This is a genomic window from Bacillus sp. AFS055030, from assembly GCF_002574545.1.
In the GTDB taxonomy this organism is placed as follows: domain Bacteria; phylum Bacillota; class Bacilli; order Bacillales; family Bacillaceae_G; genus Gottfriedia.
In genome coordinates this window covers 173,156-195,724 of sequence record NZ_NUGT01000020.1, presented here as the reverse complement: position 1 = coordinate 195,724, position 22,569 = coordinate 173,156, and the positions used below count along the sequence as shown (strand labels likewise).

General features: G+C 31.9%; 18 protein-coding genes. 14 read left to right on the top strand and 4 right to left on the bottom strand.

The annotated features are described in order from the left end of the window. Positions 1–24: 24 nt before the first annotated feature. Both CN925_RS09650 and CN925_RS09645 read right to left on the bottom strand, forming a co-directional pair. Positions 25–804 carry a nitroreductase family protein gene (locus CN925_RS09650; protein ID WP_098846039.1) on the bottom strand — a complete coding sequence of 260 codons (780 nt, stop codon included), beginning with the start codon at positions 802–804 and terminating at the stop codon, positions 25–27. A 432-nt stretch (positions 805–1,236) separates the two neighbouring features. Then, complete coding sequence (locus CN925_RS09645) at positions 1,237–2,784, bottom strand: bifunctional GNAT family N-acetyltransferase/carbon-nitrogen hydrolase family protein (RefSeq protein WP_098846038.1); 1,548 nt, start codon at positions 2,782–2,784, stop codon at positions 1,237–1,239. Between the two features lie 411 nt (positions 2,785–3,195). Here CN925_RS09645 and CN925_RS09640 point away from each other — a divergent pair, with 411 nt between their 5' ends. Further along, positions 3,196–3,645 carry a MarR family winged helix-turn-helix transcriptional regulator gene (locus CN925_RS09640; RefSeq protein WP_142339211.1) on the top strand — a complete coding sequence of 150 codons (450 nt, stop codon included), beginning with the start codon at positions 3,196–3,198 and terminating at the stop codon, positions 3,643–3,645. A 112-nt stretch (positions 3,646–3,757) separates the two neighbouring features. Continuing rightward, positions 3,758–4,504, top strand: a complete 747-nt coding sequence (locus CN925_RS09635) for an SDR family NAD(P)-dependent oxidoreductase (protein WP_098846037.1) — start codon at positions 3,758–3,760, stop codon at positions 4,502–4,504. Between the two features lie 33 nt (positions 4,505–4,537). Here CN925_RS09635 and CN925_RS09630 read toward each other — a convergent pair whose 3' ends face one another. Continuing rightward, the gene (locus CN925_RS09630) at positions 4,538–5,647 is read right to left on the bottom strand and encodes an AbrB family transcriptional regulator (RefSeq protein WP_098846036.1); all 1,110 of its coding nucleotides are present in this window, start codon (positions 5,645–5,647) and stop codon (positions 4,538–4,540) included. Positions 5,648–5,896: 249 nt separating this feature from the next. Here CN925_RS09630 and gndA point away from each other — a divergent pair, with 249 nt between their 5' ends. Further along, entirely contained in the window at positions 5,897–7,303 is a 1,407-nt protein-coding gene (gene gndA / locus CN925_RS09625; protein ID WP_098846035.1) for an NADP-dependent phosphogluconate dehydrogenase, read from the top strand. 56 nt (positions 7,304–7,359) lie between these two features. Here the strand turns inward: gndA and zwf are convergent, their stop codons facing one another. Continuing rightward, positions 7,360–8,859, bottom strand: coding sequence for a glucose-6-phosphate dehydrogenase (zwf, locus tag CN925_RS09620; protein WP_098846034.1), 1,500 nt, complete (start codon positions 8,857–8,859; stop codon positions 7,360–7,362). Between the two features lie 636 nt (positions 8,860–9,495). Between zwf and CN925_RS09615 the strand changes: the two genes are divergently transcribed. The 11 genes from CN925_RS09615 to CN925_RS09565 all read left to right on the top strand — a co-directional run bounded on the left by CN925_RS09615 (position 9,496) and on the right by CN925_RS09565 (position 22,438). Then, positions 9,496–10,752, top strand: coding sequence for a cation:dicarboxylate symporter family transporter (locus CN925_RS09615; protein ID WP_098846033.1), 1,257 nt, complete (start codon positions 9,496–9,498; stop codon positions 10,750–10,752). 684 nt (positions 10,753–11,436) lie between these two features. Continuing rightward, a complete protein-coding gene (locus CN925_RS09610; protein WP_098846032.1) occupies positions 11,437–15,114 on the top strand; it encodes a M4 family metallopeptidase in 3,678 nt (1,225 codons plus the stop codon). Between the two features lie 164 nt (positions 15,115–15,278). Then, positions 15,279–15,677 (top strand): BsuPI-related putative proteinase inhibitor, encoded by a 399-nt coding sequence (locus CN925_RS09605; RefSeq protein ID WP_142339210.1) that lies wholly within the window; start codon positions 15,279–15,281, stop codon positions 15,675–15,677. A gap of 186 nt (positions 15,678–15,863) precedes the next feature. After that, positions 15,864–17,507: an AMP-binding protein gene (locus tag CN925_RS09600; RefSeq protein ID WP_098846030.1), complete on the top strand. Its 1,644-nt coding sequence runs from the start codon at positions 15,864–15,866 to the stop codon at positions 17,505–17,507. Positions 17,508–17,646: 139 nt separating this feature from the next. Further along, complete coding sequence (gene lepB / locus CN925_RS09595; protein ID WP_286138309.1) at positions 17,647–18,183, top strand: signal peptidase I; 537 nt, start codon at positions 17,647–17,649, stop codon at positions 18,181–18,183. Between the two features lie 507 nt (positions 18,184–18,690). Further along, positions 18,691–18,951 (top strand): metal-sensitive transcriptional regulator, encoded by a 261-nt coding sequence (locus tag CN925_RS09590; RefSeq protein ID WP_098846029.1) that lies wholly within the window; start codon positions 18,691–18,693, stop codon positions 18,949–18,951. Positions 18,952–19,006: 55 nt separating this feature from the next. After that, on the top strand, positions 19,007–19,366 hold the full coding sequence (locus tag CN925_RS09585) for a rhodanese-like domain-containing protein (protein WP_098846028.1): 360 nt from the start codon (positions 19,007–19,009) through the stop codon (positions 19,364–19,366). A 16-nt stretch (positions 19,367–19,382) separates the two neighbouring features. Next, a complete protein-coding gene (locus CN925_RS09580; RefSeq protein ID WP_098846027.1) occupies positions 19,383–19,679 on the top strand; it encodes a rhodanese-like domain-containing protein in 297 nt (98 codons plus the stop codon). 338 nt (positions 19,680–20,017) lie between these two features. Next, positions 20,018–20,968, top strand: a complete 951-nt coding sequence (locus CN925_RS09575) for a heme-dependent oxidative N-demethylase family protein (protein ID WP_098846026.1) — start codon at positions 20,018–20,020, stop codon at positions 20,966–20,968. 6 nt (positions 20,969–20,974) lie between these two features. Then, complete coding sequence (locus tag CN925_RS09570; RefSeq protein WP_098846025.1) at positions 20,975–21,463, top strand: hypothetical protein; 489 nt, start codon at positions 20,975–20,977, stop codon at positions 21,461–21,463. Positions 21,464–21,478: 15 nt separating this feature from the next. Next, positions 21,479–22,438 (top strand): PDR/VanB family oxidoreductase, encoded by a 960-nt coding sequence (locus CN925_RS09565; protein WP_098846024.1) that lies wholly within the window; start codon positions 21,479–21,481, stop codon positions 22,436–22,438. The last annotated feature ends 131 nt before the right edge of the window (positions 22,439–22,569 follow it).

Genomic DNA, 22,569 nt, shown 5'->3' with positions numbered 1-22,569 from the left:
AATCGACTTTTTTACACTTAATGATCATTTATTGTTCATAAAATTTTGTTTCTCTAAATAGTTTAAAACTGTTTGAGAATACTCATGGTGAGATTCTTGTGTATATTTTGCGATTGTATAAATTTGAGCTAAATTCTTTAATCCTAGCTGTTCTGTCATTTCTTTAAGCTTTGGAACGTCCATATAACGTTGCCAGCCTTTTTCATTTCTTTCTTTATAAATTTCAAGAATATCTTCATCCGAATAATCATTATATTGTTCATAATGAACTAGACCTTTTCTTGGAAGTCGGTCACGTAATGGGGGATTTTCTTTTGGATAGCCTAATGAATAGCCGACAACTGGTACGACATTTGGCGGTAAGTTAAGAATTTCTCCAATTTGATCGCAATTTGCAAGTGTAGAGCCCATATAACATAGACCAAGACCAGCATTTTCAGCTGCTAATGCACAATTTTGAGATGCCAATGTTGCATCAATGGCACCAATCATAAAGCTCATGAAATTATCAAAATGTACCGGTGCATCATTAAGCGAAAGCCATTTTCTCATTCGATTAAAGTCCACACAAAAAGTTAAAAGAATAGGTGCATCAATTACCATTGATTGCTCCATATGTGCAGAATATAATTTCTTTCTAATTTCCTTATCTTTTGTGACAATAATCGAGTAAGATTGCATATTGCCACTTGATGACGCACGAATACCTGCATCTAATATTTGATCTAACAGCTCTTGGCTTATTTCCTTATCCTCATATTCTCGAATTGATCTGTGTCCATGTAATACATCATTAAATTCCAAAACTTTCACTCCTTATAGCTAAAAGATTTCATTAGAAATAAAAATTCGACAGATAATTTAAATTTGTAATTATTTCTGAATAATCAAATTATAATGTAAACATATCATAAAAAAACGGAACCGTACATAAATTTGTGCTTTTTAAAGATATTTAGTAAAAATTACTCAGTTTAACATTTTTTTAGAATAGTAGATGTTTCCGTTTGTGTCTAAATATGTCAAATTATTATTTCTATATAGATCAAAGGGTAATCGTTTGATTTGTTTAATCCATTAGACAATAAAGTAGAATACGATAAGAGTCTAATAGTATTGGTAGAATATAGTAAAACTTGTGCCTAAATAAAAAGGAATTTACATAATAAAATAAGCTCAGCATACTATATTAGGCTGAGCTTAATTTTTAATATCATTTTTTATTAATCAAGATCTTTATTCTAACTTTAAATTCTTAAATTCAATTCGATACAAATCACGACGGCGATCGCGTAATTGACGGACTGAGCCTGTATTTCGTGAACGTCTTAATTTTTCAAGGTCAACATCTCCTACTACGACCGTATCAACATTGGCATCACATTCTCCAACAATGCCATCTCTTGCGAAGCCAAAATCAGAAGGGGAGAAAATACCGGATTGAGCATATTGAATGTCCATGTTCTCTACATGTGTTAAGTTACCAACTGTTCCTGCGATACAAGTATATACTTGGTTCTCGATTGCTCTTGCTTGAGCGCAATAACGAACACGAAGATAACCTTGGCGATCGTCTGTACAAAATGGAACGAAAATTATATTTGCTCCTTGATCAACTGCAATTCGAGCAAGTTCCGGAAACTCGATATCGTAACAGATTTGAATTGCGATTTTTCCACAGTCTGTATCAAACACATGGATTTCATTTCCTTCTGATATTCCCCACCATTTTCTCTCATTAGGAGTTGCGTGAATTTTTAATTGCTTTTCAATCGTACCATCCCGTCTAAATAAATAAGCAACATTGTAGATATTACCTTCTTCCTCGACGAAATGAGAGCCCCCAATTATATTGACATTGTAACGTACAGCAAGTTCTGTAAAAAGTTCAATGTATTGCTCAGTATAAGTTGCAAGCCTACGAACAGCTTGATCGGGACGTTTTTCTTCTAGAAAAGACATCAATTGTGTTGTAAATAACTCTGGGAAAACAGCAAAATCCGAACCGAAGTCAGCGGCGACGTCAACATAATACTCGATCTGTTTCGTAAAATCAGAGAATGATTCAATTTTTTTCATCATGTATTGTATTGCGCAAATTCGAACTGGGAATGATGCGCGATAAACCCGCTTAGATTTTGGAAGATAATCAATATTACTCCATTCCATCAAAGTGGCAAATGAATCTGATGCTTTATCATCCGGAAGATAACGCGTATTAATCCGTTTAATTGTAAAACCTTCCATTAATTGAAATGATAAAACAGGATCATAAATACTGTGTTTTTCTACTGCAGCTACATATTCTCTTGGTGTCATTTCATCTCTATATTTATGATAATTTGGAATACGACCACCAATAATAATGCTTTGAAGATTTAATTGACGAGCCAGCTCTTTTCTCGCTTCGTAAAGACGATGGCCAATTTTCATACGACGGTATTCAGGATCAACCATTACTTCAATTCCATATAAATTAAATCCATTCGGATCATGATTTGTAATATAACCATTATCAGTTATGACGTTCCAAGTGTGCTGGTCATCATATTCGTCAAAGTCAACCATTAAACTTGAACAAGAACCAATAATTTTATCCTCATACTCAACACAAAACTGACCTTCAGGAAAAATGCGAATATGACTTTCTAATTGTTCCCGTTTCCATCCTTCCATCCCAGGAAAACAACGATTTGATAAACTCATAATTTCACTAATATCTTCCATACGAATATTTCGAACTACAATTTTCTTCTCATATTTTGACATATCTGTCTCTGACATAATCTCACGTCCTAAATATAAATGTCTCGCTTACTAAAGGACCATTTTAAGTGGTCTAATGCATTTGATGCTTACAGTTAGGATACCCACAATTTTCCTTTTCAATATAGTCTAAATAAGATCGTTATTTGGAGGAGGTTCATAAGGAAGGAAACCAGCAAAAATGGGAGATATAGTTCCTCAAAAGAGGTTCATGAGGAAGGAGACCAGCAAAAATGAGAAAATTAGTTCCTAAAAAACAGGTTCAGAATACATACTTCAATAAGAGATTCGAAAGTGAATCAAATAATATTATTATGTAAACCAATTGTCATTTTTCTATTAAAATAGTCTGTACTACGAAATTGACTACTTTCGATAAATACTTTAAAATTATCTTTAATTCAAGATAATCGAAAGGGGTTGATATGATTGGATGAAAATGAAATTTCAACTAATTCGCTCCAATTATTTTCTGAAATTTGTAAAGCAAATCGTTTTTTGACTGATGCTTCTTTTAATAATATCAAATGTTTTGGTTTGAATTTAACTGAATTTGCAGTGCTAGAATTGCTTTATCATAAAGGAGATCAGCCAATTCAACAAATTGGAAAAAGAATCTTAATCTCCAGTGGAAACATGACGTATGTATTAGATAAATTAGAGTCAAGGGGATATATTAAACGCATTCATTGTCCAACAGATCGACGAGTTATTTTTGCAGCTTTGACTGACGAGGGGAGAAGAGTAATTAGTTGTATCTTTCCAGCTCATAGTGAAATGATTCATAGCTTATTTTCTAGGTTAAATTCAGTTGAAAAAGATATGTTGATTTATTTATTAAAGAAAATTGGATTAAGTAATAATCAACCTCAATGTTGAGATAACTTAGTTCGAATTAAATCATACTAATAGCCGTCATGTCATTTGACGGCTTTTTTTGTAAAGGGTGGAAATAATAATAATAGACTAATTTTAAAAAGAGGTATGAAAATTGAAGGAAAAATTTAAAGGGAAATCAATTATTATCACAGGTGGTGCAAATGGAATTGGAGAGGGTATTGCAATTGCATTTGGAAGATTAGGAGCAATTGTTTTTATAGCGGATGTTGATGAGATAAATGGTAATAGTGTTGTAAAGAGAATTGAAGAAAACGGTGGGAGAGCAATATTCTTTAAGACGGATGTTAGTATAGAAGGGGACATTATCAATCTAATTGGCACAGTCATTGATCAAGTTGGTAAGCTTGATATTTTAATAAATAATGCAGGAATTTCAGCTTTTAAGCCATTTTTGAGTTTATCAACAAATGAATGGGATAAAGTAATAAATACAAATTTAAGGAGCGTTTTTATTTCATCTAGAGAAGCTGCCAAAGTGATGAATAATGGTGCGAGAATCATAAATATGGCATCAACAAGAGCGATCATGTCAGAGCCAAATTCAGAAGCTTATGCAGCATCAAAAGGTGGAATTGTATCAATTACCCATTCATTAGCTGCAACGCTTCAGCCAAATGGTATAACAGTAAACTGCATTAGCCCTGGATGGATACAAGTTGACGAAAATGAACAATTAAAAGAAACTGATCATACTCAACATTGGTCAAATCGAGTAGGTAAGCCTGAGGATATAGCGAAAGCTTGTATTTATCTAGCTGATCCAGAAAATAACTTTATAAATGGTCAAAATATCATAATTGATGGTGGAATGACTAGAAAAATGATTTATGAAGAGTAAAAAGCAAGGAACGTTTATATTCCTTGCTTTTTTTTATTCGTTACTTATTCGTTTTAAGTTACTTTCTTGGATTTTTGCCCTAAAAATATATCTTAGTAAATAGGGTACTACGATAAATATGAATAATGTTCTGAATAGTTGATAACACATGATGACAGTTATATCTGCATCTACTTCTTTCGCAATTAATGCCATTTGATCCATTCCACCGGGAGCTAAGCTTAGTAAGGCACTGATTAGATCAATGGTGTGAATATGTGTTAAAAATAGACTAGATAAAAGTGAAAATGTTAATAAAATGATACCACTTAAGATTGAAACGAAAATGATCTTTAATTTGTTATTTAAGTTTTCTGGTTTTAATAATAAGCCAATATAACTTCCCATCATCAGCTGAGAGCAATCTAGAATAACAGATGGTAATGCAGGTCCATGGAGTCCAGATAAATTAAGGATAATGGTAGCAATCATTGGTCCTAAAAGTAATGCTGTTGGAAAATTTATTTTCTTCCCTAATATTCCAAGTAATGTACAAAAAATAGCAAAAATTATGATGTTTGGATATAAGCCATGCCAGCTAGCTGAAGTGTGTTGAATGGCTTCTGAAATTGAACTTTTATGTACATTAAAAAAAGGACTGAAAATTAATAATGGGACCATAAAAATAATCATCATTAGCCTGGAAATTTGTAAGAAAGTGACAATTGTAAAGTCAATATCTTTAATTTCTTCTGCTAGAGCAATCATTTGGCTAAGGCCACCAGGAATGCTACCTAGCAATACAGTTGGATAATGTATTTTAAATACTTTTGAAATGATGATTGAAATTGTAATTGTAAAAAGGATGAGTAAAAAGGTCATCAAAATCATAGAAGTTATTTGATGACCGATTTGAATAAAGGTAGAGGCTGTAAATGATAGCCCAATTGTGTAGCCGATTATGATCATGGCTGTATCTCGAATTTTACTTGGCCAATACAATTTAATCCCTTTTATTTTAGAAAGTATAAGGACAAAAAACATTGGTCCAAGGAGCCAAGGTATTGGTAGATTAATCGATTGAAATAAAAATCCACCGATTATTGCAATGGTTAAAGTAAATAAAAGTTGGGTCCATTTATTATTCTTGTAATTTTTTATCATCGTCTCACTTCTTTTCAAATTATGAAATTTTAATGTCTAGATCATGTTTACATTTATTCATCGCGCTTGTTATGTTAATATCATTATTGACCTTAAGTTTATGGTATGCAAGGATTTTGCTTGGTTAGTCTTTTGACTATTTTACAGGATAGCATAACTAATCGGAGGATATATTAAAGAGAGTAAATATTTTACAATTTTTTAATTTGAAAACCCTTGCAAATTTTTAATTAGAAAGGACTAATTGAATTGGCTAAACAACAAATAGGCGTAATTGGATTAGCAGTAATGGGAAAAAACCTAGCTTTAAATATTGAAAGTAGAGGTTTCTCAATTTCTGTTTATAACCGATCAGTTGAAAAAACAGAAGAATTTTTAAAAGAAGCAGAAGGTAAAAATGTAGTTGGTGCATTTTCAATTGAAGAATTTGTAAATTCTCTTGAAACACCTAGAAAAATTTTGATAATGGTAAAAGCAGGTGCCCCAACAGATTCAACAATTGAAATGTTATTACCTCATCTTGACCAAGGTGATATTTTAATTGATGGCGGAAATACATACTATAAAGACACTCAAAGACGAAACAAAATGCTTTCTGATAGCGGAATTCATTTTATTGGAACAGGTGTTTCAGGAGGAGAAGAGGGGGCTTTAAAAGGACCTTCAATTATGCCTGGTGGACAAAAAGAAGCATTTGAACTAGTTAAACCAATTTTTGAAGCGATTTCTGCAAAAGTGAATAATGAGCCTTGTACAACATATATAGGCCCAGATGGTGCAGGTCATTACGTGAAAATGGTTCATAATGGAATTGAATATGGTGATATGCAATTAATCTCAGAAGCTTACTTTTTATTAAAAAATGTACTGGGCTTAAGTGCTGAAGAATTACACCGTGTGTTTAGTGATTGGAATAAGGGTGAACTTGATAGTTATTTAATTGAAATTACAGCCGATATCTTTACGAAAACAGACGAAGAAACTGGTAAACCACTTGTAGACGTTATTTTAGATAAAGCAGGACAAAAAGGTACAGGAAAATGGACAAGCCAAAGCACGCTTGATTTAGGCGTACCTACTTCTATTATAACGGAGTCTGTATTTGCACGTTTTATTTCTGCAATGAAAGATGAAAGAGTAAAAGCAAGTAAATTATTATCTGGTCCATCAACTAGTACATATAATGGTGATAAAAAGCAACTGATTGAAGATGTCCGTAAAGCCCTTTATATGAGTAAAATTTGTTCATATGCTCAAGGATTTGCTCAATTAAGAGCTGCATCTGATGAGTATAACTGGGATTTACAATATGGTGATATAGCGATGATTTTCAGAGGTGGATGTATTATCCGAGCAGCCTTCTTACAAAAAATTAAGGAAGCATATGATTTAGATGCTAATCTTTCTAACTTATTGCTTGATCCATATTTCAAAGAAATCGTAGAAAGTTATCAAGGTGCATTACGTAAAATTAGCGTAGTAGCAATTGAAGCTGGAGTACCAATTCCATGTTTCTCTGCTGCATTAGCTTATTTTGATAGTTACCGTACAGAAACACTTCCTGCAAATTTAATTCAAGCACAAAGAGATTATTTTGGTGCACATACTTATGAACGAATTGATAAAGAAGGTAAGTTCCATACTCAGTGGACATAATTTAAAGATTGAAATAAAAAGTTCCCCCCTCGATTTGATGAGGGGGGAACTTTTTATTAATTTTCATTTAATCGATCAGTAACTGGCCACCATTTATGACCATCAACTGTCAATAAAGTATCAGCTTCGTCTGGACCCATTGATCCAGCACTATAAGTTGTAAGTGGTGCTAAATTTTTATCCCAAGCTTTTGTGATCACATCAACAAAGCTCCAAGAATATTTTACTTCATCCCAATGAGTAAAGTTTGTACCATCACCTAGCATACAATCATAAATTAATCGCTCATAAGCTTCAGGTGTATTAATACAATCAACGCAATTATTATTAAATGTTAATTGAATTGGCTTTGTGTAACCTTCATCTGAGCCAGATCTTTTTGCATTTAACTGCAATGTAATCCCTTCGTCAGGTTGAATATGTATAATTAATAAATTCGGAGACATCGTCTCTTTTGTATTGTAATAAAGATTCATCGGTATATCTGAGAACTGAACGATAATCTTAGTAGATTTTGTCGCCATTCTTTTACCAGTTCGAATATAGAATGGAACACCTGCCCATCTAAAATTATCGATAAAAAGTTTACCCGCTACAAATGTTTCAGTTTGAGACTCAGGGTCTACATTGTTCTCATTTCTATATGAAGGAACTTCTTCACCGTTTATAACACCAGCATCATATTGACCACGAACAAAGTAATCTTTTACTTCAGTTTCATCAATTTTTCGAAGTGCTTTAAATACTTTCACTTTTTCACTACGAATTTCTTCTGTTGTTAATTTAATTGGAGGTTCCATAGCAAGAAGTGCTGCCACTTGAAGCATATGATTTTGAACCATATCTTTTAAAGCTCCAGAGTTCTCATAATACTTACCACGGTCCTCAACACCAAGAATTTCACTAGAAGTAATTTGGATATTCGAAATAAATCGATTATTCCATAGTGGTTCAAACATTGCATTAGCAAAACGGATTACTTCAATATTTTGAACCATTTCTTTACCTAAGTAATGGTCGATACGGTAGATTTGATCTTCAGAAAATGCTTCACGAATTTCATTATTCAATTCCATTGCACTTGGTAAATCATGTCCAAATGGTTTTTCGATGACAATTCGACTCCAACCTTCCGTATCAGCCAAGCCATTTTGTTTCAACTGTTTAGCAATTGTTCCGAAAAACTCTGGTGCCATTGCTAAGAAGAAAACACGATTACCAGGAATTTCATAATGGTTATCCAAGTTTGTTAATAAATTTCCTAATTCGATATAAGAAGATGGTTCTAATACTTCAAATTGGTGGTAATAAAAATGAGATAAGAAGCTTTCAATTTCAGTCTCAGATGAAGCAATAGATTTTATTGATTTTTTTACAGTTTCACGAAACTCATCGTTAGACCAAGGTCTTCTACCTACACCTACAACCGCAAAACCTTCATCAATTTTTTGACTTAAAAATAATCTATATATTGAAATGAAAAGCTTTCTTTTTGCTAGGTCTCCTGTCGCTCCAAAAATAACAATAACTGCTTTTGGGTTTACTTTAGTTTTCAATTAATTTACCTCACTTCTTAAACTTAAATTACTAACTTATTTTAGTAATAATCAAGACTGATTATACAAAATATGTAAAATCACTTTCAAAAAAAATATCTTGAAAGCAGTTTCATTAATTATTAAAAAATAAATTAAACTTCCAAATTATTCATCTTATATCATAAACAAAACCGACTGATTCGTAAATAAAAGTCTTGATAATATTTAACTTTTTTCTTCTTAATTTATCGTAAACAAAGTGGTTTTATATGAATTGTTCCTTCAACTTTAAATCAATTATATGTAATTATTTGGTTAAAAATTAAAAAGTAATTAAAAAAACGAAAGAGAAATTTGTCAAAATCTCAGTTTTTTAGTAAAATTGTAATGTGCCATGATAGAAATATGGAAAATATAGTAAAATTGAAATCGTAATGATTTCTTTTCTACTGTTTTTAATAGCCTTTTTTGTTTATAAATTCTGAATATAATCAAAAAAGCAAATTATGGAAATGATGGGTAATTTATAAGAGTTCCATCGATAACATACTCAAGCCAAGTTGTGCTTAAACCGTTTTAAAAATTAAAATGGTTTTGTTATTTTTAGTAAATTAAAAAACTTGGCAAAATTCTACTAAAAGGGGGACTTTTATTATGAAAAAAATTGGCTTAGCTTGGCAAATATTAATTGGTCTTGTGATCGGGATCATTGTGGGCGCAATTTTTTATGGAAATCCAAAGGTTGCTGATTACTTACAACCAATCGGAGACATCTTTTTACGTCTGATTAAAATGATTGTAATACCAATCGTTGTTTCAAGTATTATTGTAGGTGTTGCAAGTGTTGGTGACACGAAAAAACTTGGCCGTTTAGGCGGAAAAACTATTTTGTACTTTGAAATTATTACAACTGTTGCGATTTTAATCGGTTTACTAGTAGCGAATATCGTTAAACCAGGCGCTGGTGTAGATATGAGTATTCTTCACAAAACTGATATAAATACTTATGTTGAAACAGCTAAAGAAGTAAAAAGTCATGGTTTTGCAGATACTTTTGTAAATATCGTACCGCCAAACATTTTTTCAGCTTTCGTTGAAGGAAATATGTTAGCAATTATCTTTTTCTCAGTGCTGTTTGGTCTTGGTATTACAGCAGTAGGAGAAAGAGGAAAGCCTGTATTAGCATTTTTCCAAGGTACAGCTGATACAATGTTTTACATTACAAATCAAATTATGAAATTTGCTCCATTTGGAGTTTTTGCATTAATCGGTGTTACAGTTTCAAAATTTGGACTAGAATCTTTAATTCCATTAGGAAAATTAGTCATAACTGTTTATATAACGATGGCATTCTTTATTATTGTAGTATTAGGTTTAGTAGCTAAAATGGTAGGAGTTAATATTTTTAAGTTCATTAAATTAATTAAAGATGAACTGATCTTAGCCTATTCAACAGCGAGTTCTGAAACAGTTTTACCAAGAATTATGGAAAAAGTAGAAAAATTCGGAGTACCAAGATCTATTTCATCATTCGTAATTCCGACTGGTTACTCATTCAATCTGGATGGATCAACTTTATATCAAGCATTAGCAGCAATTTTCATCGCTCAAATGTATGGTATCGATTTATCAATTACAGATCAAATTTCTCTAATGTTAGTTTTAATGGTTACTTCAAAAGGGATCGCAGGTGTACCAGGCGTTTCGTTTGTTGTATTATTAGCAACATTAGGTACGGTAGGAATTCCAGTTGAAGGTTTAGCATTTATTGCTGGTATTGACCGTATTCTTGATATGGCTAGAACAGCAGTAAACGTAGTAGGTAACTCTTTAGCTGCAGTTGTAATTGCTAAATGGGAACGCGTATTTAAACCAACAGTAGTTGAGAATGATAATAATATTGCTATGTAATGAATTAAACTAAATAGTTAAAAAAGAAGAAGAAGCTAAAAATGCTTCTTCTTTTTGTTTGCAGTTGAATGATCAAAACAAAAAATCTACAGAAGTTTATAAAGAATTACACATAAAAGACAAAAAGGTTGAGGTTTCTATTAATTGCCCCTCAACCTTTTTTTGTGCGCAAATCAAAGAATTTAGTGGTTTTATTTTTTTTTGGAACTTTCTTCATTCGATATTGCGAAAAAAGAACCATATTCAATCTATTTAAAGCTTAAAATTTGAATTCATCTAATAGATAAATCGAATCAATCGAAAATCCTGTATTGTTAATATTTTTGAATACTCATAATATTAAGACGTTGAGTACTCAAACAATTTATTAATAGAATGGAGGGGTGTGATGAGGATTTTAAGTGGTAACTAGATAAATTTTTATCAAAATACAATTGTTACAGTTCTCTTTTTTATTAACTTGAGAAACATCATATACATGTTCTTATAAATGAACTTCACGATCTTAACAAAAATAATATATTAGATCTTTGTTTTTTCATTCCTAGACCACATATTTACTAGTTCAATTTAGATTAAACTAGTAGTTTGATAGAAAAATAATTGTAGAGGTTTTCTAAGTAATTAGCGATGTTTATTAAGGATTTCATTGCAAGTGTACAATAATTTAAAGGGGTTTAATTTATGTTGAAAAAACTTTTATCAATAACAGCTTTGACTTCATTAGCACTATCACAATCGCCCGTTCCTTTTGTTTCAAAAGCACAGGTCCTTCCTGTAAAGCATTCACATATAGAGATTACCTCTCCAGAATATGCTTATTCTAATGAAAACATTGAGTCAATGAGTCTTTCAAAGTCTTTTGGTACCCCTAGTTTTATGTCTGGTAATCTATCAGTTCCTTCGTCAGACTCAGCAGAAAAAACTGTTCATAGTTTTTTAAATGATTCAAAGCCAATGTATAAACTAAAAAATGATGCAGAAAAATCATTTAAAGTCATTAAAGAAGTAAGGAATCAAGGAGATCATTTAGTTCGTTTTCAGCAAGAATATAAAGGGGTTAAAATATTTGGCTACCAACAAATTGCCCATATTAAAAACGGAATTCTTGAATCCTTTTCGGGATCTGTTGCTCCAGAAGCATTATTAGAAGAAGTTATTCATAATGATAAAAATATTACGAAAGAACAAGCTATTAATATTGCAAAACAAGACTTAAAAATGAACGCAGTATTTACAAAAACACTTACTCCTGAACTTAATATCTATATGAAAGAAGATAAAGCGAGTTTAGTCTATTTTGTAAAATTAAATTTCTTAGAACCAGAGCCAGGAAACTGGTACTACTTTATTGACGTAAAGACAGGAAAAGTAGTGGAAAAATATAATACGATTCATGAAGCTGGACAAGAATCTAGAGAACAAACAACTATAATAGGTAAAGGAGTTCTAGGAGATACAAAAAGAATTTTAGCGAATAAAGCTGAAAATAAATATTATTTACAAGATTTTACACGAGGATCAGGAATTACGACCTATGATGGCCAATCTAGTGAAATTCTTCCAGGGAAAGTTTGGGTTGACGATGACGGAATCTTGAACGAAACTTATGATGCTGCAGCCGTTGATGCACATTACAATACAGCAATCGCTTATGATTTTTTTAAAAAGAAATTTAATCTAAATAGTTTTGATAATCGTGGTGCTTCGATAAAAGCAACTGTACACGTCGGAAAGAACTATAACAATGCTTACTGGGATGGGGTTCAATTTGCATTCGGTGATGGTGATGGAAATACTTTTATTCCATTATCAGGTGCAGTAGATGTCGTGGGTCATGAATTCACACACGCAGTAACCCAGCATTCGGCAGAACTTGTTTATGCTAGTGAACCGGGAGCTATAAACGAGTCGATTTCAGATATATTTGGTACATTAATCGAATTTGATACGAAAAAGAAAGATAATTGGCAGATTGGCGAAGACGTTTTCACGCCTGGTCGTTCAGGAGATGCTCTACGTTCTATGTCTGATCCAACGCTTAACGAAAATCCAGATCACTATAGTAATAGATATAGAGGCATACTGGATAATGGAGGAGTACATTGGAATAGTGGGATTTCCAATAAAGCGGCTTATTTAATAAGTGAAGGTGGCACACACTATGGGGTTAATGTGAAAGGCATTGGAAAAGAAAAGCTAGGTAAAATTTACTACAGAGCACTCACAAATTATTTAACACCCGTAGCTGATTTTGTCCAATTACGATTGAGTGTTATTCAAGCGACAAAAGATTTATACGGGAAAAATTCACCTGAAGTACAATCGGTGGAAAATGCTTTTAATGCAGTTGGAATCTACCAAAAGCCTGATGAAAAGGATATCCAAAATGTAAAATTAAATACACCAACAAGTTTTGAATTTAAAAAAGAAGGTGAAATCAAGTGGTTTAAGGTAAATCCTCATTCTGCATTTGGGCCGAACTCACATATAAATTTCACGATCAAAGGTGACCATGGTGATGGCTACGGACCGCTAATTACTGTATATAGAGATAAAAAAAGTGCGGAAGCAGGAAAGGCTTATTTCAATTACAAAGAGAACCCTGATCATATTCTTTATCCACTTTCAAACGATTCAACTATTTATATAAAGGTAGAAAGCGTTAAAGGTGGTCTATTTACTTTTAATAGCGAACCAACTTATCATCTACCATATAACGAGCCAACTGGTTGTGCTCTTGAGGTAAGTGCTAAGCAAAACCCATCAATTCTTAGTTTATTGGGAAGATTAAGAGATATAAGAGATAATTTGTTAGAAGAATCTGATAAAGGTCAAAGCATTTCCACATTATATTATAAGATTTCTAAGGAAGTTGTTGATGATGCTATTTTAGATGCTGATTTCAGAAATTCAGTAGCAAAAGACCTTAGAGAGCTAACAGGAGTTATTAATGAAATTCAAAAGATCAGTGATGGCGAAAATAGTGATTATAAACTTACAAAAAATGATATCGAAGTTATAAAGCATCTGAAAGAAACAATTAATAAAAAGGCTTCAAAAACATCTGATGAACAGCTTAATAAATATTGGCAAAGTTTACAGTTAGAGGAAGGTAAAAGCCTTATCGAAACCATCAAAGAATTTGGGTTGACAACAAATTCGTCGAATAAACTAATCGTTAAAGTGAAAAATGGAGTCACATTATCTCAACTTAATGAAGTTGTACAAAAAACAGGTTTGACAAATCTACCTAAAATTAAAGGCTTAAGTAATAATGTAACATCAATTGAGAATACGTTTATTTTAGAAGTAGCTGGCAATGCAAGGGAACTATATAACCAATTGAAAAATGAAAATATATTTGAGTTTGTAGAAGAAAGTAAACAAAGTAATCCAATTCAAGCACTAAGTAAAGATGTTCAATATAAAACACAATGGTCACTTGAAAATACTGCGCAAGGAGATGGAATTGACCGACCAATTGGTGGAATTGTAGGAGCCGATATAAACTATAAAGAAATGGAGAAATTCCTACACGGGAAAAATCTTCCTGATACGATTGTTGCTGTTCTAGACACAGGGGTTGGATATGACTTCGATGATTTTAAAGGAGTAGTGTTAAAGGATCAAGGTTATGATTTTGTTCATAATGAAAAAGATGCAATAGACGATAATGGACATGGAACACAAGTAGCAAGTATCATTGGTGCTTTAGCAAATAACAAGAAGTCGATGGCAGGAATCAATCAACATGTAAAAATCTTGCCAATTCAAATATTAAATACTGAAGCTCTAGGGACATTCGAAAATCTTGCTTTAGGTATTCGTTATGCGACTGATTATGGAGCTAAAGTTATTAATATTAGCCTAGGTGCATCACAAACTAGCCCCTTAGTAGAAGATGCTCTAAAATACGCTTATAATAAAGGTGTAACGATTGTTGCAGCTGCTGGTAACTATTCTGATACAAAGTTAGCTTACCCTGCTAGTTCCGAGTATGTTATTTCAGTTGGTTCTACTGATAATAGTGATGCCCTTAGTAAGACTTCTAATACTGGTAAAGGACTAGATTTAGTAGCACCAGGTGAACGTATTCCAGCAATTTTTGCCAACGGTGATGTTTATTATAGTAGTGGTACATCCATGGCTGCACCACACGTGTCAGCAGTCGCAGGTTTATTATATTCTCTAAAACCTACTATTAGTGTTTCAGAAGTGAAAAGAATATTACAAGAATCAGCTCATGACTTAGGTGATGAGGGATACGACGAAAGCTTTGGTTCAGGGCGATTGGATGCTGCAGCAGCAGTTATGAAAGTAAACACTAAAAAAATGAAACCAAAACAAAAATATGAATAAAAAACGCTAATAGACATTAAAGTAATTTACTTAAAATTTTCAAATAAAAGAGATAGGAGCCAATTTTGCTCCTATCCTTTTAATAAGGAGTTGAATCTTTTATTAAAATTACTATACTAATTTTCTTTACTTTTACACTTATTTGTAGCTGTTCTCAACCTAAAGTGAGTGAAAAAAAAGAACTTCCTATCGAAACTCAAGGAATTGTTTTTATGGGAATTGTGCCTTCATTAAAATTAGTAGAAGAAAAACATGATAAATCTTTTATTTTTACTTTAAAAAACCAAAATGAACATCCTGAAAAACTAGTATTTTCTTCGACCATAGAATATGATTTTAAAATCATAGACCATTTTGGGAAAGTTCTTAGACAAAGGTCAAAGGATGAAGTTTCTACTCAAAAACTAAAAAGCGTTACTTTAAAGCAAGCACAAGAATTAGTTTACTATGAAGATTACTACAAACTAGTAGATGGACTACCTAAGGGTACATATAAAATAGAATTTATGTCGACTGCAACAAGTAGAAATATCAAAGCAGTACTTGAAATTGAGATTAAATAGTTACCAATTAGGAATCTAATAAAAATTAGATTCCTTTTTTATGCTGAAAAAAATTAATAAAACAGAAAATGAATTACAATAAATTTAAAAGGGAAAAGTCTAAAAACATAGAATATTCTTAATTATGTTGAGTTTAAATACTAATTACGCGTCCTTTTGGAACGGTAACCAATCAAGGAGGATCAGATGACAAATTTACTAGATGTAACGATAGGGAAATTATTAGAAGAAAAAGCGAAATTGCATCCTACTCACGAGGCTGTTGTCTACGCGGATAGAGGTTTGAGGATGAATTATGAGCAATTTGAAAACTATTGTAGAGAAATTGCAAAAGGATTAATGAGTCTTAGCATAAAAAAAGGCGATCATATTGCAATATGGTCTTCTAATACACCTGAATGGCTTACTTCACAATTTGCTACTGGAAAAATGGGTGGAGTACTTGTAACAGTAAATACAAATTATCGTACAGCAGAACTAGAATATTTATTAAAGCAATCTGATTCAACGACAATCATATTAATGGATCAGTATAAAGATTCTTCATATATTGAAATGCTATATGAAATCGTGCCAGAGTTAAAGGATGCAGAACCTGGAGAGTTAAAGAGCAGTCGATTACCGTATCTACGTAATGTTATTGTACTTGGCGATAAAAAATATCCAGGAACATTTTCATGGAACGAGTTAATTTCCTTAGCAAAAAATACTTCAGACTTAGAGTTAGATACAAGAATCGCAACAATGAGCCCACATGATGTAATTAATATGCAATATACTTCTGGTACTACCGGTTTCCCAAAAGGAGTAATGCTTACACATTCAAATATCGTGAATAATGGGTACAACATCGCAAATTGTATGGAATTAACAAAAGATGACCGGCTTTGCATTCCTGTACCATTTTTTCACTGTTTTGGATGCGTTTTAGGAACGATGGCTTGTGTAACAGTTGGAGCAACAATGGTACCTGTCCAAGACTTTAGTCCAAAAAGAGTGCTTCAAACAGTACAAGATGAAAAATGTACCGGATTACATGGAGTTCCTACAATGTTTATTGCTGAATTAAATGAACCTGATTTTTCTAAATATGATTTATCAACATTACGAACTGGAATAATGGCAGGTTCAAACTGCCCAATCGAGGTAATGAAAGCAGTAATCGAAAAAATGGGAATTTCAGAGATTACAATAGCATATGGCCAAACGGAGTCTTCTCCAGTTATCACACAAACTAGAACGAATGATCCAATTGAGGTACGAGTTGAAACGGTTGGTAAGGCATTACCCAATGTTGAAGTGAAAATAGTAGAACCTGGCACTTCTAATGAAGTACCCCGTGGAGTGCAAGGTGAACTTTGTACTAGAGGCTATCATGTAATGAAAGGTTACTATAAAAATGAAGAAGCTACTCGTAATGCAATTGACGAAGATGGCTGGTTACATACTGGAGATTTAGCGATCATGGACGACAGTGGCTATTGCAAAGTGACTGGTAGGCTAAAAGACATGATTATCCGCGGTGGGGAAAATATTTATCCTCGAGAAATTGAAGAATTTTTATATACTCACCCAGATGTGTTAGATGTTCAAGTAGTTGGAGTACCTGATCAAGTTTATGGGGAAGAAGTAATGGCTTGGATTATTCTTAAAGAAGGAATAAAAATAACACAAGAGGATATACGATTGTACTGTAGAGGGAAAATCTCAAAACATAAAATTCCTCGATATATAGAGTTTGTAGAAGCTTACCCGATGACTGCCTCGGGAAAAATACAAAAATTCCGACTTAGAGAGCAGGCTATCGAAACTGCACAAAATCAAGTTTAAAACTCCTAAACATTAAAGAAATAGCAAAGTGAATTAGTAAGCTTTGCTATTTTTTTATTAAAGTTTTGTAATGAATATTCAAACAATTAATCGTATTATGTTAAAGTGTGGAAACAATAAATTTAAAGGGGATACAAAGTTGAAAATACGAAAAAAAGATTCTGCATGGCAAACTTTTAAACTATTAATCTATTCTTTTACGATTGCATTAATTGTTAAGGTTTTTATTTTTTCACCCTTTATTGTTCAAGGTGCTTCGATGCAACCGACACTACATAATAATGACTATTTGTTTGTAAACAAAGCCTCATTCCATCTTTCAACAATCAATAGAGGTGAAGTTGTCATCATAAAAAAACAAAATGACCCTAAGTATTATGTCAAAAGAATAATTGGCTTGCCAAATGACACGGTTCATTTAACAAATGGAAACCTTTATATTAATGGAAAACAAGTATCAGAAAATTATCTAAATGACCACTTAAAAAATGTCTATAAAAAATATTTACAATTTAATCAAGTTAAAGTTCCAAATCAATCTTATTTAGTAATGGGTGATAATCGTCTTAATAGTAAAGATAGTAGAAATGGATTAGGGTATATTAAACAGTCTGAAATAGTTGGTAAAGTTGAAGGAGTTTTTTTTCCGTTTGATCGAGTAAGAATAATACACTAAAAGGAAAAGTAAAATGGATTAAATAGGAAATAATTGATGTTCGAATAAGGTTTTTCATTTAATTTTCATTTTCATTATATAAAGTTAAATCGCAATAAAATTGTTACTTACAGGTATTTTAAGCTTTATTTAAGGAAATAAATCTTAAATAGAAGAATAAATTAATCAAAACTGAAAGTAGGAATATATAATGAAAAAAAGTGAAGAGCTCATATTGGAGGAAGAAATCACTCATATTAAGAAGAATAATTGGTTAATAATGATTATAGCAATTATCACGATACCCTTCTTAGTCATAAATATGTGAAGAAGTAAAGCCTGGAATCGTTTGATACCAGGCTTTTATGCTGTTTAAAAATAAATTGACTATTTTTCAACAGTATATGACATTAATCTTCTTTTTCTACTAATCTAAAATGGACTCAAATTTATTTGACATCATACCTATCTGGGTATATAGTTCAATTTATCTAATATAAAAATTTTTCAATGAAAGGAAAGATTTGTATGACTTATGATGATCAAATAAAAAATAGAGTCAAAAGAATCGAAGGGCAGCTTAGAGGCATTTTAAAGATGATGGAAGAGGATAAGGGCTGTAAAGATGTTATAACACAATTATCGGCAGTTAGAGCGGCAATGGATCGTACAATTGGAGTGATCGTCAGTACAAATCTAATTGAATGTGTAAGACTAGCAGATGAAAATGGAGAAAATGCAGAAGAGCTTGTAAAAGAAGCAGTTAATTTATTAGTAAAAAGTAGATAAAAATCTTTCGTAAAACCTATTACAGGCCAAAAAATTTTTTGAAAGTAGGACATTCATTGAAATGTTAAATATTCTAATCATCGCATTAATTACTTATTTTCTAGTACAAACTTTTCTTCCGATCAAAGGGGTTAAGCAAATTTCAACAACTGAACTAAAAAATGAATTGAAAAGTAAGGAAAAACAATTCATTGATGTTAGAACCCCTGCAGAATATAAAGGAAGACATATTAAAGAATTCAAAAATATTCCATTGCATTTGTTAAAGCAAAATATAAATCATCTATCAAAAGATCAAGAAACAATCATTATTTGCCAGAGTGGAATGAGAAGTAAAAAAGCATGTAAAGTTCTTAAAAAAATGGGCTATACAAATATTACAAATGTAAAAGGCGGAATGAGTACCTGGTCTTAATAAAGGAGAGTTATAAATGAAAGAAATTACAGCAGAAAAACTTGAAGAACTATTAAAAAATGGACAATCAGTTAATATAATTGATGTTCGAGAGGCAGATGAAGTAGCAAACGGAATGATTCCAGGTGCTGAGCATATTCCACTTGGATTAATCGAATTTCGCATGGCCGATTTAGATAAAAATAATGAATACATCGTTGTATGTCATGCTGGTGGCAGAAGTAGCCGAGCAGTACAGTTTTTAGAAAGTCATGGATTTAATGTTGTAAACATGACTGGCGGTATGCTTGCTTGGACAGGAGAAATTGAATAAACATAATGATTAAAATTGCTTATAAAAATTATAGGCAATTTTTTTTGTATGGAAAGATCACAACTTATTCAGGATTGTTTGAAGGAGAAAACGCAAAATAAAGACATATGCTTAATGGTTCATAGAGAAATAAAAGTGTGAAACTACAGATGTAGTACCTTATAAACTATCTTTTATTATGTACAATAAATGGGACTTACTATTGACACAAAAGACAGAATATTCTTATAATTAATTAACTCTAATGGAACAAAAAAGATATTAATTGTATGTTAATCTTTGGCTAGTTTAACTTATTTGAACGATTTACTTTTTAATCTACTATAAAGGGTGTTCAGATGAAACCAGTTAATGAAATAGAAAGCTTTCCGTATCCGTTTAAAGAAGAGATATTTCGTTACTCAAATAATTCTATTCTATTAGATCCACCTGTAAGTATTGAGATTACTCCTAAATATGAGGATGAAATAAAATTAAAAAGAAGCTTGTTACATAATTCACCTAACCATTGTTATCAAGCACTTCCTACTAGTTTTGAAGGGCAATGGGAAATTGTAGAATTAGCTTTAGATCATTTAATAACGTATTACCCAAAATATTTTGAAGTTCATAAAGGGAATGAATATTGGACGTTTTATAATAAGCTTTTGATGGAGGAGGAACAATTTCGCATCGGCGATCGAACTTCAGTTTTAGGAAAGCCGTTGAATTTCATAGGTAGACATGTACAAGAGGATTTAATTTATATGAGTCAACGAGATGGCGATTTATTTTTAGATGCTGGGCATCTCTGTTTTCCTTCGAATTGGTCACTTACTTTTAAACTAGGAATGAGATTTAAAGAGATTCATCAACCGATCCCAAAGTTTTCTGAAAAGTCATTGGATGATCGAATTCTTCGTTTCTTAAAAACGATTGAACAAGGTGCACCTTGGACTCGTAAAAATTGGTCACTCATGGCAGGAAATAGATTAGATACTTCTTTAGAAACATTCGATCAATGGGGTAAGGAACGAAAAAAAGTTACAACTGATAATGTCGGGAAATTTGTTCATTTACGCGTTGAAGTTCAAAAGTTATTTAGGTTGGCTGCTACTAATGGACTACTATTTACGATTCATACTCATTTATTATCACTAGAGAAATTAGCGCTTAATAAAGAATGGTTAAAGCAATTTTATAATATAGTATGTGAATTGCCGGATTTCATTTTAGATTATAAAGGAATCTCTTCATATAAAAAAGAAGTAATAACATATTTGAAAAATAAACTTGAAGAAGTTGGGTAGAATGCGATGAATAATTTAATAGTTGAAGAAGCTAGTTTTATAGATGGAAAAAGAAAGTATTTAATTTGTTCGAATCATAGAGGGAGGTCGTTAATTCAGCCAATAATAGAAAAGTTACTTGAGAAAAACTATTCTTTTGATTTTGTATTCATCGGATTTGATTCAAGTCCAGAACAATTGGAAAGTAATCTTAAAACTTGGTTGCAAAGTCAGAAAATGGGTAGCTATTTATATTTAGCACTAAGTAAAGAAGAACTAAAAAAATTACGGCCAATTATAGAAGATGTTGGATTTTTTGAAGATGAAGTGCAATATGTTGGTTATGGTGAATTAAACTCAAAGGTTTTTTGTTGTCGTTGTCATAGTTTAACGGAATTAAAAAAATTAGATATAGGTAAAGAAGTTTCATGTGAAAATTGTCATTTATTACTTTCAGTTTCTGACCATTATTCGGTCCATTATGACGCATATTTAGGAAACGTTGCTAAATTGTAGATGGGAGTGAATGTATTGATCGAGAATACGATACTAGTTCGTGTGAATGAAATAAAGCAAATAACACAACAGGTTAAAGAATTTAGTTTCATTCCAATTGATGGATTTATTCTTCCAACTTTTAGTGGAGGTTCTCATATCAATACATATGTTGATGTAGAAAATGAGATTATTTGTAGACCTTATTCTTTAGTTCACCATTCACTTATTGATAACACATATAAGATTGCGATTCATTTAAGTTCGGAATCAAAAGGTGGTTCAAAATATTGGCATGAACGAATGAAAGTAGGAGATCGACTGCGGATTAGTTATCCTAAAAATCATTTTCCATTAAGTTCAAGAGCGAAACATCATGTGTTTTATGCAGCGGGTATTGGCATAACGCCATTTATATCAATGATGAAAGAATTAAAAAGTAAAAATAAATCGTTTGAACTTCACTATACTTCGGCAACAAAATCAAGTAGTGCATTTTATGATTTTTTAAATGAATATTATAAAGAAGAGACAACTTTTTACTTTACGAAAGAACTTAATTCTAGTCGGATAAAAGTTGAAACGCTTTTAGACCATTCAATCGGAACTCATGTATATTTTTGTGGTCCTAATCGGTTTATTTCTCAATTTAATGAATCAGCATATGCATTTGGCTATCCGAAATCAAGTGTTCATATTGAAGTATTTACACCACAATTATTGGCTAACGCTAGACCTTTTGAGGTAAAACTGGCCAATGGTACGACAAAACAAGTTCCCGTCGATAAAACTTTATTAGATGTTTTACTCGATGAAGGCTTAAAAGTACCATATTCCTGTAGAGTTGGTCGATGTGGTACATGCGAAGTAAATGTAATCGATGGGCAAATTGAGCATCATGACTTTCTATTAGATGAGGACCAAAGAAAAAGCAATAAAATGATTTTAACTTGTGTCTCTAGGGCAAAATCAGATCAAATAATACTTGAAATATAGAGTGCAATTAAAATAAAACAGCTAGACGATCCATTTGATTGGTAGACTAGCTGTTTTATTTTTATGAGAAAACTGTCCTAGTAATCTACCAAATTATTTGGATGATTATAAAGCCTAATAAGATTTAAGTT